The organism is Fodinibius sp. (assembly GCF_034521915.1).
GTDB lineage: Bacteria > Bacteroidota > Rhodothermia > Balneolales > Balneolaceae > Fodinibius.
In genome coordinates, this window is record NZ_JAXHLU010000004.1 from 402,060 (window position 1) to 420,035 (window position 17,976).

General features: G+C 40.9%; 14 protein-coding genes. 5 read left to right on the plus strand and 9 right to left on the minus strand.

Annotated features, from left to right (window positions below):
* Together U5J89_RS04440 and U5J89_RS04445 are read right to left on the minus strand one after the other, a co-directional pair.
* The gene (locus U5J89_RS04440) at positions 1–3,051 is read right to left on the minus strand and encodes a TAT-variant-translocated molybdopterin oxidoreductase (protein WP_322574403.1); all 3,051 of its coding nucleotides are present in this window, start codon (positions 3,049–3,051) and stop codon (positions 1–3) included.
* A 51-nt stretch (positions 3,052–3,102) separates the two neighbouring features.
* A complete protein-coding gene (locus U5J89_RS04445) occupies positions 3,103–3,756 on the minus strand; it encodes a cytochrome c3 family protein (RefSeq protein WP_322574404.1) in 654 nt (217 codons plus the stop codon).
* A 332-nt stretch (positions 3,757–4,088) separates the two neighbouring features.
* Here U5J89_RS04445 and U5J89_RS04450 point away from each other — a divergent pair, with 332 nt between their 5' ends.
* On the plus strand, positions 4,089–4,652 hold the full coding sequence (locus U5J89_RS04450; protein WP_322574405.1) for a DUF420 domain-containing protein: 564 nt from the start codon (positions 4,089–4,091) through the stop codon (positions 4,650–4,652).
* A 28-nt stretch (positions 4,653–4,680) separates the two neighbouring features.
* On the opposite strand, the gene U5J89_RS04455 is transcribed toward U5J89_RS04450, so the two are convergent.
* Entirely contained in the window at positions 4,681–5,064 is a 384-nt protein-coding gene (locus tag U5J89_RS04455) for a hypothetical protein (RefSeq protein ID WP_322574406.1), read from the minus strand.
* Between the two features lie 409 nt (positions 5,065–5,473).
* Between U5J89_RS04455 and U5J89_RS04460 the strand changes: the two genes are divergently transcribed.
* A complete protein-coding gene (locus U5J89_RS04460) occupies positions 5,474–7,039 on the plus strand; it encodes a DEAD/DEAH box helicase (RefSeq protein WP_322574407.1) in 1,566 nt (521 codons plus the stop codon).
* 186 nt (positions 7,040–7,225) lie between these two features.
* Here U5J89_RS04460 and U5J89_RS04465 read toward each other — a convergent pair whose 3' ends face one another.
* Positions 7,226–8,704, minus strand: coding sequence for an NUMOD1 domain-containing DNA-binding protein (locus U5J89_RS04465; RefSeq protein ID WP_322574408.1), 1,479 nt, complete (start codon positions 8,702–8,704; stop codon positions 7,226–7,228).
* A gap of 202 nt (positions 8,705–8,906) precedes the next feature.
* Positions 8,907–10,103, minus strand: a complete 1,197-nt coding sequence (locus U5J89_RS04470) for an MFS transporter (RefSeq protein ID WP_322574409.1) — start codon at positions 10,101–10,103, stop codon at positions 8,907–8,909.
* Between the two features lie 166 nt (positions 10,104–10,269).
* Between U5J89_RS04470 and U5J89_RS04475 the strand changes: the two genes are divergently transcribed.
* On the plus strand, positions 10,270–11,295 hold the full coding sequence (locus tag U5J89_RS04475; RefSeq protein WP_322574410.1) for a zinc-binding dehydrogenase: 1,026 nt from the start codon (positions 10,270–10,272) through the stop codon (positions 11,293–11,295).
* 18 nt (positions 11,296–11,313) lie between these two features.
* Positions 11,314–11,760, plus strand: a complete 447-nt coding sequence (locus U5J89_RS04480) for a 5' nucleotidase, NT5C type (RefSeq protein ID WP_322574411.1) — start codon at positions 11,314–11,316, stop codon at positions 11,758–11,760.
* Positions 11,761–12,006: 246 nt separating this feature from the next.
* On the opposite strand, the gene U5J89_RS04485 is transcribed toward U5J89_RS04480, so the two are convergent.
* Together U5J89_RS04485 and U5J89_RS04490 are read right to left on the minus strand one after the other, a co-directional pair.
* On the minus strand, positions 12,007–12,807 hold the full coding sequence (locus U5J89_RS04485; protein ID WP_322574412.1) for an alpha/beta hydrolase: 801 nt from the start codon (positions 12,805–12,807) through the stop codon (positions 12,007–12,009).
* An 80-nt stretch (positions 12,808–12,887) separates the two neighbouring features.
* Positions 12,888–14,357, minus strand: a complete 1,470-nt coding sequence (locus U5J89_RS04490; protein ID WP_322574413.1) for an SDR family oxidoreductase — start codon at positions 14,355–14,357, stop codon at positions 12,888–12,890.
* Positions 14,358–14,529: 172 nt separating this feature from the next.
* On the opposite strand from U5J89_RS04490, the gene U5J89_RS04495 reads away from it, so the two are divergent.
* Positions 14,530–16,005 carry a histidine kinase dimerization/phosphoacceptor domain -containing protein gene (locus U5J89_RS04495; protein WP_322574414.1) on the plus strand — a complete coding sequence of 492 codons (1,476 nt, stop codon included), beginning with the start codon at positions 14,530–14,532 and terminating at the stop codon, positions 16,003–16,005.
* Between the two features lie 42 nt (positions 16,006–16,047).
* Here the strand turns inward: U5J89_RS04495 and U5J89_RS04500 are convergent, their stop codons facing one another.
* Together U5J89_RS04500 and U5J89_RS04505 are read right to left on the minus strand one after the other, a co-directional pair.
* Positions 16,048–17,181, minus strand: coding sequence for an adenylate/guanylate cyclase domain-containing protein (locus tag U5J89_RS04500; RefSeq protein ID WP_322574415.1), 1,134 nt, complete (start codon positions 17,179–17,181; stop codon positions 16,048–16,050).
* 120 nt (positions 17,182–17,301) lie between these two features.
* Complete coding sequence (locus U5J89_RS04505) at positions 17,302–17,874, minus strand: hypothetical protein (RefSeq protein WP_322574416.1); 573 nt, start codon at positions 17,872–17,874, stop codon at positions 17,302–17,304.
* Positions 17,875–17,976: the final 102 nt, after the last annotated feature.

Here is a 17,976-nt window from a genome sequence, read left to right on the forward strand (position 1 = left end):
TTAAGCCAATTTGGGATTGGGATTACGAACTTTAGCAAGATACGACGTTCTTGGTCGCGTATTAAGCTCTTCGAGAAGCAAGTAGTTACGGTTGTTCTTCTTCGTTTTTACTACTTCGCTTTCGGGATCGGTGAGATCACCAAAGTAGATAGCATCTGCGGGACAAGCTTGCTGACAAGCCGTCTCTACAGCACCATCTTCAGGTTTCATGGTTTCGCCGTTTGTTTCAATATCGCGATTGATCTTGGCGCGGTTTACACGTTGTACACAATACGTACATTTTTCCATCACGCCGCGGAATCGCACGGTTACTTCCGGATTCATCGCCATCTGGATGATTTCCGGATCGTCTCCACCTGTTAAAAATTCCTTAGTATAGTTGAAGAAGTTGAAGCGACGAACCTTATATGGACAGTTATTTGCGCAATAACGGGTTCCGATACAGCGGTTATAGGTCATCTGATTCATGCCATCATCGCTGTGGGTGGTTGCCGCTACAGGACAAACCTGCTCGCAAGGAGCCAGCTCACAGTGCATACAAGGCACAGGCTGGTGTAGGGCATTCGGATCGTTGACATCACCGTCAAAATAGCGGTCATTTCTGATCCAGTGCATCTCGCGTCCACGACTTACCTCGCGCTTACCTACCACCGGAATGTTATTTTCGGCCGTACAGGCAATCGTACAAACGCCGCAACCGGTACAGGTATTTAGGTCGATAGACATACCCCATTGCGGTTCTTCTTCGGGATACTCCTGTTCGTCAATAGAATTAAATATCGAAAGGGGCCGATCTTTTCCGTGTTCATCAGCATAAGCAAGACCGGGCATCTCGGCATCGTAGGAAGATTCGTAAGTCGAGAAATTTGGATTCTCTTTATATTCTTGAAGGGTGGCATGTCGCAATAGCGATCGCCCTTCCATCGTGTTATGGTCTTGCGTACAGGCTATCTCATACGTTTTGCCAGTTTTTTCTACTGATACATTGCTGGCAAAATGCATATTAGTTGTTGTGCGCAACGGATAGGTATCAACACCTGTTTTATTAGCTACGCGCCCAACACCTTCGCGACCATATCCCACGGTAATGGTGATGCTGTCGTCGGCATGGCCGGGTTGAACCCAAGCCGGAATCTCAATAGTAGTACCGTCAACAGTAATAGAAATAACTTCGACTTCTGATTTTCCAAGGCCTGCTTCTTTTACACCCAGGTCGTCTGCTGTTTTCTTACTCATCAGCGCAACATTATCCCAGGTGATCTTTGTCATCGGCTTGGGAAGCTCTTGCAGCCATCCGTTATTGGCGAAGCGACCGTCGAACACCGTAGAGTCAGGTCGAATGACCAGCTCCATGCCATCAGCGGGTGTTGCATTGCTGATGAAGTTACGAGCCTGTGAATTAAATCCATTTGAAATATTTACCGAGGCTGTAGAAAATGTTTCTTTACCTGCTACTCCATCGTGTAGCGCTTTATTCCACTGGCTCGTAAAGTTGTTTGAATAATAATTTTTCCACGTATTCTGAACCAGGTCATAACCTTTTGCTTGTTCTCCGTTCAGAATAATATTCAGAAATTCAATTTCGCTTATTCCGGAATACAGAGGTTCAATTTGCGGTTGGATGATAGAGCGTGTTCCTGAATAGGAATATCCATCGCCCCAAGCCTCAAGAAAGTGAGCCCTGTTTATATGCCAGTTGGCCAGCTTTGAAGTTTCATCATAATAATTAGAGAGATGGATAACCTGTCCGGCATTTTCAAGAGCATCTTCAAAGTTTAGGTCAGCCGGTGCCGTGAATGCAGGATTCGTTCCCACAAGCACAACTGTATCTACATTTCCATTGTTCAAATCTTCAACTAAACCGGCAAAAACTTCACGATTGTTTTGGTTATCAACATGTGGAACTTCAAGATAATTAATGGTTTCGCCATTGTTGCCAAGCGCAACATTCATCGCTGCTACGGTGGCATGAAGTTCTGAACTGTGATCGCGTCCGACTGTTAATATAGAATTGCCTCGGTTGTCAAGCAGTTCTTCAGCCAGAATAGCGGTCCATTCGTGATCAGAAAATTTGTTGCTATAACCACTAAAAGCGGACAATCCATTCACAGAATTGGAAAGCTTAGCCGCCAGTGCATATATAAAGAGTTCAATTTCGCCAGATTTAATGCGCAGGCGATTGTCAGCGTTGGAACCGGTAATGCTGAACGTGCTTTCAACAGCATAAAACCGAGACATGTCGTCATCTTCAGACATCACACGACGCCGATCAGTAAAACGCTTAGTGTTTTCAACACTGTTCTTGTCAGCGGCCGGATTCAGAAAGTCATCATCAAAACTTACGATGACATCAGCTTCATCATACTTATTATATGTTCGTAATCGCTCACCGAATGCTATGTTAGTACCTTCAAGGGCATTGTCTTCTCCAAATGGCTCATATGTAATCCATTGCGCATTGGGGAATTGATCCAGCGCCTGATCCTTCATCCTGTTATAAGTAGGAGAAGAGTTCGTTTCAGAAATAAAAGCTATGTTTTGGTCAGTATCAGAAAAATGATCGTTACAAAATTCTGCGAAAGCACTAACCGAAGATCGCTCTCCGTCTTTACGGACGTAACGTGAACGGTCAGGATCAAACATATTTAGGATCTCGGCCTGACCAAAGATGCTGGTATTCCCGCTACTGGCCGGGTGCATCTCATTCCCTTCAATTTTTGTGGGCCGCCCTTCGTTGTTTTCAACAACAATACCATTTAGCGCATCCTGAAATGGCGAAGCGGAAGCGTAATATTGTGGTACGCCTTCTACTAAATCTTCCGGTTGCTTACTAAAGGGTACAATTTTTTGTACCGGTCGCCGGCAGGCAGCAAATCCGGCAAGCGCAATGGAAGCTCCCATCACACGCAGAAAGCTGCGTCGTGATACTTTATCGTTAAGTTCGGTGGCATTTTCAGGAAATTCGCGCTCAACGAACTTTTCATACTCATCATTACGAGCAAGTTCGCCAAGGCTTTTCCAGTAATTGGGATTTTTTACTTCTTCGCTCATTCCGTTACGATTGCGTTAATTCAGATTCGTTCGGTTAAATATTTCTTCTTATTAATAATGGCAACTTTGACAATAGGTAGGGGGAGCAATATTGTGTTTTGCTACAAGCTCACGTCCCATTTCAATCTGATCTTTTTCCGGTTCATATCCCATTGTAGTGACTTCTTCAACCGGACGAACATTTTGCTCCGGATTACGGTGACAGTCAAGGCACCAACTCATACTTAAAGGCTCTTTTTGGTAGACTACTTCCATTCGATCAACACGTCCGTGACATGTTTCACAACCTACCCCAACATTGACATGTGCTGCGTGATTGAAATAAGCGTAGTCCGGAAGATTGTGCACGCGAACCCATTCAATAGACTCTCCCGACTCCCAGCTGTCACGAATTTTTTGTATTTCTTCGGGCTTATTTTGTCCATCAATCTGATTGTGACAGTTCATGCATGTTTGCGTAGCCGGCACATTCGCGAACTTAGAATCAAAAACGTTGGTGTGGCAATATTGACAATCAATATCAAGTTTGCCGGCATGCAGTTTATGGCTGTATTCGATGGGCTGCTCGGGAGCATAGCCTACATCGGTATATTCGGGAGAAAAGTAATACCAAACTCCTGCTACTGTTGCTGTCGCGAAAATAATGAGCCCGAGCAAAATACGTTGAGGTACTTCATTTGCCCATCGGGGAAAAATCTGAGCCATGGGTTAAGTGATATTTGTCGTTACTTTTAAGCAGTTGTCCTCTAAAAGTTTTCGGCATGAAAGTATGGAAAATCCAACTCTTTTAGAACCCATAAAAATGAGCTCCCTAATATTTAAATCGAATCTAAATAGGATAGAGATTGTTCATTCATGCCCAAGAAATTAGTGAGCTAAAATATAATCTATTTAGCAGAAATGCCTAATTGAATTATAGAATTCCGGGGAATTATACCTGTAAACTTGACAGACATTTAAACTAAAATGATCCTGTAGAAAAATTTAATATTATGTATCTTCAGTCTACCAAAAAATGTGTGCGATAATACCAGTTTATGGATTCCAAGAAACCGGTTACGATTGATCTGTTAAAAAATCTTAGTCTCTCCAAAGCCATTGGTGTAATACTATTAATTAGTAGTGTGGCATTCGGCTTTTTAATCTGGCTTATTTATTACAAAGGAGGGAGCGACTACAGTTCGAATCTGATTACGAGTCTGCCTGCACTCAATGCACTATTGAATAGTACGAGTGCAGTACTGCTGATATTTGGATATCGGGCAATACGTCAGCGAGATTTTAGCAAGCATATGAAATTTAACCTCACTGCTTTTGTAACCTCAACTTTTTTTCTGATCAGTTATGTGATCTATCATAACTTTCATGGCAGTACCCCATTTACGGGGGAAGGATTTATTCGACCGATATACTTCTTTATTCTCATTTCTCATATTATTTTATCAGCAGTTGTAATGCCGATGATATTAACCAGTTTTTATCTGGCCTTTTCTGGAAAGCTGAAATTGCATCGCAAGGTGTCTAAAGTTACACTGCCAGTATGGTTGTATGTATCTGTAACAGGAGTGGTGATTTTCTTTATGCTGCGAGCGTATTCCTAAAATTGTAAACTTGTGATTTTAACATGATCTAAGGGGTAGACCAGGAGACTTCCATCCCATCAGAAGTCATAGTAGCTGTTGCGGTAATCTCGACATTTTCATTAGTACCGTTTCCAGTGACGGTTAAGGTATTTCCCGATCCGGAAATTTCGTAACTGCCGTTTTCGTTTTCAGGGTCAATAGATAAAATATGCTCCTCGGAAATTCCATCAAACGAATTCCCGCCACCTCCCAACGCGTCTGGCTTCTTGTAATAGATCTGGGCATCATTGATAACCATCAGTATGTCTTGACGAACTGCCGATTCGTTGGAGTTGTCCCGTGCGTCTTGCATCGTATCAATAGCAACGACGGTTGCTACGCCCACGAGAATACTTACCAGTATGACTAAAAGTAATTGTTGCTGTCCCATAACTCATCTGTTTGAAATATTTCTTTCAAATAAGGAAGAATTTCTCTTTAGATAAACTTGGTTAGCATATCTTAATACATCCTAAAAAGGTCTTTACAGCATCCTAAGCATGGATAAGTACCACTTTTTAAAAAATTAAAGAACTTTAAAGCTATAGGAATTACTTTTTGCGCAATTAGAATAGCTCTCTTAAATAAATTCATGTTGTTCTGCAGATAATTGCGTATCTTCTCCGCAGCTGGTGTTACTTAATATCCCACCTACTCGTTAAACAGGTTCTTACAATCCTTTCTTTGGTCTGTCGGCGCCTCTGATATATACGGTTTTTGGATAGCGGTTTAGAAGACCGGTACTATAAGTATGTTTTTGTGGCGTCAGGTATTCATTAATACTCAATTATATTTTATTTATGACAGATTTAGATTTTAACGAACTTAATATTTCCGATCCTATTCTCAAGGGAATTGAACAGATGGGATTCGAAAAGCCAACGCCCGTACAGGTACAATGTATTCCATCGCTTTTGGATGAGAAGGATGTTGTTGGTCAGGCCCAAACAGGAACTGGAAAAACGGCCGCATTCGGAATTCCGGTGGTACAGAAAACTGATCTTGATATTGCAAATGTACAGACCATCATTATGTGTCCCACTCGTGAGCTGGCGATCCAGGTTACGGGAGAACTTATCAAGATTGGAAAGCACCTTAATGGATTGAATGTTGTTCCTATTTATGGTGGGCAATCCATATCGCGACAGATAAAAGCTCTCAAACGAGGTGCCCATATTGTTGTCGGAACTCCGGGGCGAACTATTGATCACCTTCGCCGTGGGACGATGAAGCTGAATAATTTGAAGCGCGTCGTTTTTGACGAGGCAGATGAAATGTTGAATATGGGATTTCGGGATGATATGGAACAGATTTTATCTTATGCCGATCATCCGGTACAAACAATCATGTTTTCGGCGACGATGTCGAAAGGGATTCGCAAAATTATGAATCGCTACATGAACAATCCGCAGACGATTACAATAGAACGTAAGAAAGTAACAGCTCCCAATATTGAACAGTATGTGGTAGAGGTTCGCGACTCTGTTCGCACCGAAGCTATTTGCCGGTTTATGGATATTAATGATTTTAAGTTGGCGCTTGTCTTCTGTAATACCAAACGTAAAACTGAGCAGGTAACGAGAGAGCTTAAGTCACGAGGATATTCCTCAGATTTTATCAACGGTGATTTAAATCAAAATCAGCGCGATCGTGTGATGGCAAAATTCCGATCCGGAGCAATCGATATTTTAGTGGGAACGGATGTTGCTGCTCGAGGGCTGGACATCGATGATATCGAAGTGGTATTCAATTATGACATCCCGCAAGATCCCGAGTATTATGTGCACCGTATTGGACGAACCGGGCGTGCAGGGCGATCGGGTATGGCGATTACGTTTACCACCCGTCGCAAAAGAAAGGAGCTGCATACCATTGAAAAGCAGATCAAGAATCAGTTGAATCCGCTTGAGATGCCTTCAACGGCTGATGTTAGAATATCACAAATGGCCGGACGCATGGAAGAAGTCGTAGAAGTGCTTGAAAAGGGAGATTTGCGTCCTTATATCGAGCAGCTTGAAGGATTTACCGATGATCGATTTACGACTATCGAAATTGCGGCTGCACTGCTTAAGATGAATACTTCAGTGGAAGATTCTTCTGATGATACTGCTCAAGTCGGGCAGTATGATGATTCTGCAATGATTAAAGTTCATTTTAATGTGGGTAAAAAGAATAATGTATATCCCGGTGATTTAGTCGGAGCAATTGCAGGCGAATCCGGGATTCCGGGGAAAGTGATCGGTAATATCGATATTTTTCCCAAGCACTCTTTTGTTGATGTACCCGGTCAATATGTAAATCAGGTACTCAATGGAATGAATAGAAACAGAGTGAAAGGCAAAAAGGTGCACGTTAAAGTAGCATAGCACATTTTTCCGAAAAATATTAAAGCAGGTGTCTTCCAGGGCATCTGCTTTTTTTATTCAACTTGGGTTCTCCAATACAAACCAGCATTTCTATATAATTACCGAATTTATAGAAATGAATAAATAATTAACTGGGTGAGGACTGTTTGCTTGACATTTTCCTTTTTAAAGGGGTTAGGGGTACCTTCATAATTTGGTATAGGAATAAAAATAACCTTTGTAATGATTTCTTTTTCCTCTAGCTACTCTACTAATTCCACTTCCATTTTTATAACCCATTTGACGGGCAGCTTCAGCAGCAGATTCATACTTTTTTATAAACTTGGTTTTGTCTTTTGAATACTGATATACAGTTTTTCCAGGACTGCTATCTTTTTTAGACTTTGACCTCTTTTTGACTTTACTACTGATTTTTTCATCAATTTCATTTTTCGTCAACTCTTGATAAGACCAAACATAGCCTAGATAAGTTTTCTGATATTTCCCAATTACTGCACCTGAAATTTGTTTGTAATTCCAATCAGGATTTTGACGACAAGCCTCTCTAGCTGAAATCCAAGTATTTACAAGCTCATAACTTTCAGGATTATATTGATATACTTTTTTAGTATTTGGTTTTTCATATGAGTCGATTTGTTGGGGAATATTTTCTCCTTTTTTGTATCGCCACTGGTATTCTCCCGCACGATAATAATCACCTTCTGCTACTCTTTTTATGATATTTCTAAACACACCTGTTTGTTCAGCTGCTTCATCAGTGGTTCGAAATGTGTTGATATAATTTCCTTCTAAGTCATATTGAATAACTGGCTTAGCTTTTTCTTCATAATGTTTTAATAAATCATTCTGTTCTTCCGCAGTTTTAATCTTTTTTGGGAAATCGTCTGTTTCTTGATAACGCCATTGAAAGCCATAAGCGGTTATGTAATTATCATTTTTGGCACATTCTGCAATTTTATTTCCTCCATTTTCAATATCCAGCTTTTCGGCAGCAATAGACGGTGTTCTAAACTTCTGTATAAAGTTACCCTCCTTATCATATTGTAATACCCAATAATCACTTGGCACAGGGCCAATATGTTGGGGAAAATCTTCAGACTTCTTATATCTCCATTGATAACCAAAAGCAACATTTGAAATACCTAGACAAACTCTTGGAATTCCTGAAACAGAATTATCACTTACATTTAAATGTAGATTTGCCTCTTTAATAGAATCCCACTCTCTGATAAATTTACCTTCTAAATCATATTGCAAAACTTTGGTATAAACATCATAGGTTGCTTCACCTCCTGTTGTTTGATTGTAGCCATCCTTGTACGCACCTAATTTTTTAATCCATCGAATTTCCTTTTCATTTAATTTTTCTTCGTATATGTCTCTATGTGAAAATTTGAAGTCTGGATTTATTTTTAAGCAATCTATAATTTCATACTCGAAACAATTCATTCCTTCAGTTCTCATTGCATGGACAATTCCATTTTTTGAGACATTTCTTTCAGAATGTACTGCATTTCTTCTGCTCTCAATCCTTTTCTTTAAATCTGTAGTTCTACCAACATAGATTTTTCCAGTCTTTATATTCTCTACCTTATAAATTACCCCGTAGATATTCTTATCTCGAAGTTCAGATTCAGAATAGATTTTATCTTTATCTATCTGCATATAGATCTTGAAATTTGATTGGTACCCCTAACCTATACTTATCACAACAAGCACAGGTCGTAATAATATTATGACAACCTGTTTTCAGTTTGTTAAATAATTCATCTAAGTACAAATTAATATTAGTGCCCGATATTATGTGAACTCTTGTTGCTATAACAGGTACGGATAATATTCTTGCTGAAAGGAGAGATATATCGTGCTATTTTACTTCCTGCGGACGAGCGGCTCCCAAGCCAAAAATAAGTTTAGCTCCTACAATAATTAACAGAAAAAGAAGAGGGATAAACCATGCGCCGGTGAAGTCGTACATAGCTCCGAACAGGGTAGGTCCGATGGCAGCAAGTAAGTAACCGATGGATTGTGACATTCCCGACAATTCGGTAGCTGTTTCACTGTTGGATGATCGGAGTACAATAAACAAGAGTGCCAGGCCAAAACTGCCACCAAGTGCCAGGCCAATCAATGATGCCCAGAGAGCAACCAAGAATGGATCGGGAAACATCAATCCTATTAAACTTATAGCTTCGGCAATTATAAGTGTCCAGACGATCTTTCTCTGATCGTTAATTTTTTCTGCCAAGACTGGGATAAAGATCGTACCGACGACACCCATAGCCTGTGATAGAGAAAGCATCCACCCGGCGTTACTGGGAGAAAGCCCGCGATCTTGAAGAATTTCCGGCAGCCAGGCTAAGACCACATAAAATGCAAGAGATTGGAGTCCCATAAATAATGCTACTTGCCAGGCCACAAGTGAACCTCCCAGTTCTTTCATGGATGTTAAAAAGTTGCGCTCCTGTTTTGGAACTGTCAGATCTTTTAGCTGGGGAAGCCAAACGATAAAAGCAAGGATAGAAAGGGCTGCCCAGGATCCAAGCGACCAACGCCATCCCCAGCCTAAGTCATGGGCTAGGGGTACGCTAACCCCGGCTGCTACAGTTGCTCCAAGTCCCAGCATGCTGGAATACACGCTTGTCATAATTCCGGTATGATTGGGAAAATCGCGCTTAACCAGGCTGGGCAGCAGTACATTGCCAAAAGCGATTGCAATGCCCAATAATAACGTTCCCGCAAAAAGAGCCCAGTTTGCAGGAACAACCCGAAGTAGAATACCTCCGGAAAGCAAGGCCATAGCCAAAGCCAAGGTCCCTTCAATTCCCATGCGTTTAGTGAACAGCGGCGTTAATGTTGAAAGTACACCGAACGCCAGCAGGGGTAGTGTGGTGAGTAATCCCAGCATGGCATTAGAGAGCCCGGTAGCTTCTCGGATGGTACTTATCAGTGGGCCAACCCCCGCCAGTGCAGGACGCAGGTTCAGGGCAATAAGCACGATGCCCGAAATAAGTAAAATGTTTTTGAGACGAGAATTTTGTTCAAATGGGGAAGATGCAGCCATCCGTAAAGTTGAGAATTCTAAAATTTATATCGTTATAATAAGGCGAGCCAAAGATACAAAACTGAAATGAGTATTCATGAGCATTATCGTTTCTGATAGCTGCTAATAAATTTGTGGTAATGTAGAGTGTACACCTCAAATGAACAGCCTTTAAAGACTAAATTTTATGAGACAAATTGTAAACACATCAAATGGGGGATACGAGGTGCTGGACGTTCAGGAAGTTGCAGACCTCCAGCCCAAATCAAATGAAGTTATTATTAAGGTAAAAGCTTCAGGATTAAACTTTGCAGATATTTTAGCGCGAAAAGGGCAGTATCCGGATGGGCCTGATAAGCCTTGCGTAATGGGATATGAGGTTTCGGGAGTAGTAGCATCCATTGGCAATCAGGTTGATGAGGAATGGCTGGGGAAAGAGGTCATTACCTTTACACGTTTTAAGGGTCAGGCCGAGCAAGTAGCAGTACGTGAATCGCAACTGTTCGAAAAGCCTGATCGATTATCATTTGAAGAAGCGGCAGCCCTGCCGGTTAATTATTTGACAGCCCATATCTTAATTACTGTGATGGGATCGTTGCAATCGTATGAATCTATTTTGATTCACAACGTGGGCGGGGGCGTAGGAATTGCCGCTTTAGATATTGCTCAGCATATAGGCGCCACGACCTATGGCACGTCCAGCAAACGAAAGCACGAATTTTTAGCCGAACGCGGACTCGATTATGCCATCGATTATCGCAATAAGGATTGGTTTGAAGAGTTAATGGAATTGACCGATGGAAAAGGAGTTGAATTAATCACCGATCCTTTGGGAGGTAAAGAATGGAAGCGAAGTTACAAAGCACTGCGTGCAACGGGACGTTTGGGGATGTTTGGTATTTCTTCTGCGAGTGAGGGGACAAGCGGAGGAATAGGAGCAATGTGGAGCATGTTAAAAACAGTTGTACAGATGCCGTTTTATCATCCTCTTCCATTGATTGGCAAGAATCGAGGCGTATTTGGCGTTAATTTGGGACACTTGTGGCACGAGCCGGAAAAAGCTAAAGTTTGGATGCAGGAAATACTAAAAGGAGTAGAAGAGGGGTGGATTAATCCGCATGTGGATGCGATATTTCAGTTTGAGGAAGTGGCTGAAGCGCATCGTTATATCGAAGAGCGAAAAAATATCGGAAAGGTTATTTTAAGACCTTAGCAATAAAAATTATCAGATATGGAAATTGTGTACTTAGATATGGATAACGTACTGGTCGATTTTGAGCATGGCATCGATCAGCTTTCTGAGGAAACCTATAACGAATATGAAGATGATCTCGATGAGGTGCCCGGATTCTTTAGGGATTTACCACCTGTCGATGGTGCCATCGATGCCTTCCACAAATTAAACGAGCAGTATGATGTCTATATCCTTTCAACAGCCCCGTGGCGAAATCCATCAGCATGGATTGACAAATTGCTGTGGGTAAAGAAACATCTGCCCCAAGCAGCACATAAGCGCCTTATTTTGAGCCATAACAAGCACCTTAACAGGGGCCATTATCTTATTGATGATCGTACGGCTAACGGTGCTGGGGATTTTCAGGGCGAACATATCCATTTTGGTCAAAAGCCGTTTCACGATTGGGATGCTGTATTAAATTATCTGCTTGAACGTGTTTAGCGGTTAGATTAGATGGCAAGAACCAAGAAATACCTGCCGTGTCATCCCGGACTCCGATCCGGGATCTCGTAAGGACTATATCGTTGATCTGGCAAGAGTTTTAATCAACGTTTCTTGTCCCTGCGAGATCCTGAAACCCCGAAAAGTCGGGGCAGGCCAAGTTCAGGTGACACATTCACTACTTTTTAACCGCTAAATCCAACTGCTCAAACAGTTCTTCTTTGATCGGATTATATTCCATCACAGTTAGGAAGTGCTGGTCCTAAGTTTTTTGGACTTGAGAAAATTGATTGTGATTCGGTTAAAAACCTCGGGCTTTTCCACATTTACTACGTGACCGCATTTTTCCACTACCTCTAAAATAGATTTTGTGTGCTCCTTAACTACATTTTTGACCGGAGGAAGAAACAGATAATCCTCACTGCCCATAATATATAAGGTGCGGATTTTTAGTTCTTTTTCCCGAAAATATTTGAGTAGCGGATTCACCTCGTGTGTCATATTAAACCACTTGAGAAACTCTTTTTTATAAAGTTTTTTTGCTTCTCGAATAAAAAGATGTCTGGATTCGGAGTGTCGTTGACGAGGCATAATAATCCAGGCAAAAAGCTTATACAGCCACATAAATGGCACTACTTTTTTGAACATATGACCCAGCCAAACTAAAAATCGCGATCTGATATTAAGCCGCATAATGGCTCCGCACATTATCAGCGATTGTACTCGCTCGGGCTGCATTTCACCAATCGTTCGGATGATGATGGTGCCCAGTGAAACTCCGACAAAATGTGCTTCTTTGATGCCGATTTCGTCCAGCACATTTATAATATCTTGGCTGGCCATTTCAAAAGAATATTCTTCCTCATAATATTTTTGAAGCATGCCCTTTGATTTCCCATGTCCCCGGAGATCCACCATGAGCACGTTAAACTCTTTTTTATAGGCACGCAGCTGTTTAAACCAGATCGAAGAGCTTCCGCCTGCTCCGTGGACAAACACGACCCAATCGGTATCTTCATTTTTGAAAAAAGTCTTGTAATAAAGCATAAGTTGCTACTTAAATAAACTAAAAACTACAAAGAGCTGATTAGGTTTCAAATGGGAAGTATGAAAATTGGATAACGAAGTTATGAATATTTGTTTTTTTCTGCTTGTTGAGACAGTTTTTCAATCATACGAGAAAAAATAAGCGAATGAAATGGATATATGCCATACCAATAGAGCAAACCTAGTAATCCTTTTGGAGCGAAATAAGCTGATTGTACTAATTTTGTTGTTTGCGAATCTTGTTCGATAGCCTGAAATTCAAGCCATGCTTTTCCGGGCAACTTCATTTCGGCACGTAGCCGTAGCAATTCGCCGGGTTTAATAGCCTCTACGCGCCAAAAGTCGAGTGCATCACCTACGCGCAATTCTTTGGGATGGCGGCGGCCACGTCTAAATCCCACTCCTCCGACCAATCGATCCAAAATACCGCGTAATTTCCAAGCCCATTGGAATACCGGCCAACCTTTTACTCCACCCAAACTTGAAAAAGTATCAAAAACCTGTTGTGAAGATGCATTCACAGTTTGTATTCGTCGTTCGATATTAAGTCCTTCTTTAGTTTTTAGTATGACCGGTTCTTCATCACCTTTACTACTGATAAGTGCGTCATTCCAAGTTGTTTCCACATCATCGGTATCAATACGTGCCATAGCAAGTTCTACGGCCCGCTTGTAGGAGAGGGGCGTTATTTCGGGGAACAGTTTTTGAGCTTTATCGTTTTTAACAATTACGTCGTTTTTAAGTCCTTCGATTAACGGCCGAGCCAATGAGGCAGGAACGGGTGTCATCCAGTGTACCCAGTATGATGACAGGGTAGGTGATAAGACGGGTACCGGGATTAAAATGCGCTTTAACCCATTAACTTCTGCATAAATTTTCATCATATCAGCATAAGTAATAACACTGCTGCCGCCGATTTCTATGATTTTATCACGTGTTTCAGGCTTTTTGATTGTTGACACTAAATATTGCAGTACATTGCGAATGGCAATAGGTTGGACTTTACTGTATACCCATGACGGACAAATCATCATAGGGACACGCTCTGTAAGATAGCGGACCATCTCGAATGATTTACTACCCGATCCGACTACAATTGCAGCACGAAATTCGGTTACCGAAACCTCTGATTCTCTTAAAATAGCTCCCGTTTTTTGTCTCGAAGCCAGATGTTCAGATAATTGGTCATCAGGGTCACCGAGGCCACCTAAATATATTATTCGATCCACATTTTGTTCGCTGGCAGTCTTGCCAAAATTTCGGGCAGCTTGAATATCTCGGTTATAGAATTCTGAGCTGCCTTCACCACTCATGCTGTGAATCAGGTAATAAGCAACATCAATATCTTGTAAGGCAGCTGGTAATGTTTCGGGTTGTAGTACGTCTGCTTCTACTACTTCGACCTCGTCAATCCAGGGGCGCCCCTGTAGGCGATCGGTATCTCGAGAAAGTACACGGACGCGATATCCTTTTTTGAGTAATTCCGGTACAAGACGTCCACCGATATAGCCTGTAACACCTGTAACGAGGCAGCGTAAATTTTCTTTCAAAGGAATATGTGATTTAGTTAAAGTTTAAAAATATAACAGCAGTAAGGATAAAAAAGGTCCAAAGAAGTAAAAATATTACTGTTCAATTTTTAATAGATGATTAACTTTTGTAGAATGCAATTTATTTTCAGTTTCAGTATTTGCTTTAGGAATTTTTTATCTACATTCGGCTATGAAAAAACCACGTTCACAAAAACAATGGCCGGGCATAGGACTATGCGCGCTGATATTTTTATTACCATTCTTATCTCCCATTGAAGATAGTTTTGGACAAGCGACAGATGATGCTTTTTGGTCTTTTTCGAAAATTAGATCTGATACGAATGCCGATAATGAGCTCGATTATCTAGGTGAAGAGGTAACAATAACAGGCATCGCTAATATTAGCACCAGCTTGCTCCATGAACATTACCTTCAAGCTTTTGTTCAAAATGATAGTGCTGGAATGTCAATTTTCTCAAACGAAATTGATACTCCTTTTGCACCAGGTGACAGTTTGGTAGTAAGCGGGAAAGTTCAGCGCTATAACGGTCTGGCAGAGGTTAATGCAGATTCTTATCGTGTATTTAGCAAAACTTCCCAAGTACCGGCTCCGAAACCTTTGAAAAAGGCCATAGCCAATCCATCTGAATATTTAGGTATGTTAGTGGAAGGGGAGGGAAGCATCATTGAAAAGGGAAGTACCTTCAACGGAAAATATCTGAGAATATCATCAGGAGAGTTGGGAAGTGGCACTATCATGGTATATGTATCCAACTTTCATCGCTTATTCAATCAGTTTAATTTTGATGTATTGAGTGCCGGAGACAAAATATTAGTCAAAGGAATTATTTCTGAGAATAATCCCGATTTTCCGGATAAAAAAACTTATAAACTGTTCTTGCGAACACCTGGAGATCTGGAATATGTGGAGTTTCCCAAATATTATATGTTGCTGATTATTGGCGGCTTGGTACTCCTGACAGCACTTATCATAGGCTGGGTAGTGGTCTTGCGGAAGCAGGTGGATAGCAAGACCAGTAAAATTCAGCAGTCGCTTGAAGAAAAAGAGATCTTGCTTCAGGAGATTCATCACCGAGTAAAAAACAGCCTGGCTATTGTTTCAGGACTCATTGAGCTGCAGTTGGATAGCACTGATAGTGATGAGGCAAAAAGTGTACTTCAGGATAGCCAAACGCGAATCCGATCGATGGCCTTGATTCATGAAAAATTATACCAGACAAAATCGCTTTCTGATATTACCTTGAATACGTATGTCAAAGAGCTGGTTGAAGCCATTCACAGTACTTTTACAGAGTATAATGAAGCGGTTGATTTAAAATTTGAGCTGGATGAGATTGAACTGGATATTGACCGGGTAATACCCTGTGGACTCTTAATTAATGAGTTAGTGGTAAATGCATTTAAACATGCATTTAAAAAGGATAAGAAAGGAATATTAGAAGTCGGCCTTTTCAGGGAGAATGGGAATATTAAACTAAGTGTCGCAGATAATGGCCCGGGGCTGCCCGATGATTTTGCCATTAAAGATAAAGGTAATTTGGGCTCGATGCTCATTTACACATTTGCTGAACAATTGGACGCAGATATTGAAGCCGGTAATACTACTAAGGGATCAAAATTTGTGTTTACCTTTCCAACGAATTGAAAGGAAAAAAATAAATTGAATGATGGAAAAGGGGAGCGGTAGCTACTGAATATTACTCTTTGAATTCATGGGAAAAACATTCCCGGGATTTGGGCCGAGGACTTCACAGTACTTAATGGCCTCATTCTTTTTAGGAAGGGTAACATTTTTAAACTCTGATGTTCGGAACGAGTCTTTTATGAGATCGTGAGTACGCTCACTTATAATAATAGAATTTGGCTTATCCTTGCTGATCTTTTCCAACCTGGATGCAATGTTAACCGTATTGCCAATTACTGTATATTCCATAAAGTCATCGGTTCCAACATTTCCTACAATAACCTCTCCACTATTAATGCCGATACCGATGCTAATTTCGGTACCCATTTTCTCACTGTATTTTATGTTGATACGATCCAGCAGACCAATCATGTCAAGGGCAGCAGAAACGGCATTTTTATGGTTATTCAGGTGAGATACCGGAGCGCCAAAAACGGCTAACAATCCATCACCGATATATTTGTTTATAGATCCCTTATTTTCTTTAATGGCAATTGAAAGCACATCCCAGTAATCATTTAAAAATTGAACGACCTCTGATGGGGGAAGTTTACTGGTCATTTTAGTAAAGTCTCTCATATCTGCAAATAAGACCGAAACCACCCGAGATTCTCCGGGTTTTATCATGTCCTCTTTTTTAGTATTTAATGCCTGAGAGACCACTTCACCGGGGACGTATTTCTTAAATAGATCCAGAATATCTTCCTGCTTCTCTTCATAGGAGGATATTTTTTCCGAGAGTTTTTTATTCTCAAAATGAGCCTTATGAATTTGCAAGGCATTGTCAATAGCCATTTGGAGATCCACGTTTGTAAACGGCTCAGAAATAAACCTGAAAATAAGACCTGTTTTGTAGGCACTTTCCAGAGAATTAGTATCCTGGGATCTGCTTATAATAATATTGGTCAACTCCGAAAATTTATGAGAAATGCTTTCGCAGAATTGTAAACCACTCATTTCCGGCATCATCTGTTCCACAATTACGACGTGGATATCATAGTCGGTTAGAGTACGATGGGCTTCCTTAATGGAAGATGCTGTAAACACATTATAGGACTCAACATAGGCCTGCCGAAACCGGCTTAAAACCTGCTGGTCATCAGAAATAAATAATATGTTTCCGTTATTTTGATACATATAGTTTATGAATGTCAATATATATGCGTATCAGCTAATATAGGTAAAGGGGTTTATTTTCCCAATTTTGGAAAATATGGCCGATAAAAGCTTTTGAAAGGCTTTTCGGGAGATAAGTAGCTATTCATTCATCAGATCAAGCAAGTAATCGGTTTGTTGTTGCTCTACTTTTTGAATAGTAGATTTTGTTGCTTCTGCTTTCACTTCTTTCAGGGCCACATCGTTAAGGTCATTCTCCTCGTCATTCATCTCGGCCCAAAGCCGGTGAAAACGGGCTGCTTGTATAGCTCCTTCTAATGGATTGGGGTTGATGCATTCGCGAGCGGCAAGATAGGCGGGTGCATTTTTGTTTCCCTGCATCATTCCGGTAGTATCAGTGGCAATAGCAGTGCCTTCGGTTTCATCGTATAGCTCTTGCAGCTCTTTTTTGTCAGCTTCTTCCTGTATAGCCTTCTCAGCAAGATCAAGTATTTTTTTCTGTATTGGTTTTAGGTCATCATTAATTTGCCGGGCACACCATACAGCAAATCTTCGAAGCAAGATGGGGTTTTCCTCTTCGTTTAGATATTTTAGCAGTGATGTAACTTGATCATCCTCTTCGTTAACTCGATTACCTGTCTCACCATCAATGACGATGATTTTGTGGTGCTCAGTATCGTAAATATAAATTAGATCTTGCCTTTTGTGCTTCATAAATAAATTGTTTCTTCGTTTTGTCTTTGAGTTTACAATAACAAATTGCATTTCCCAACTATTCCATCCATAATATGGCAGAATTTGAAATATAGTTATTTT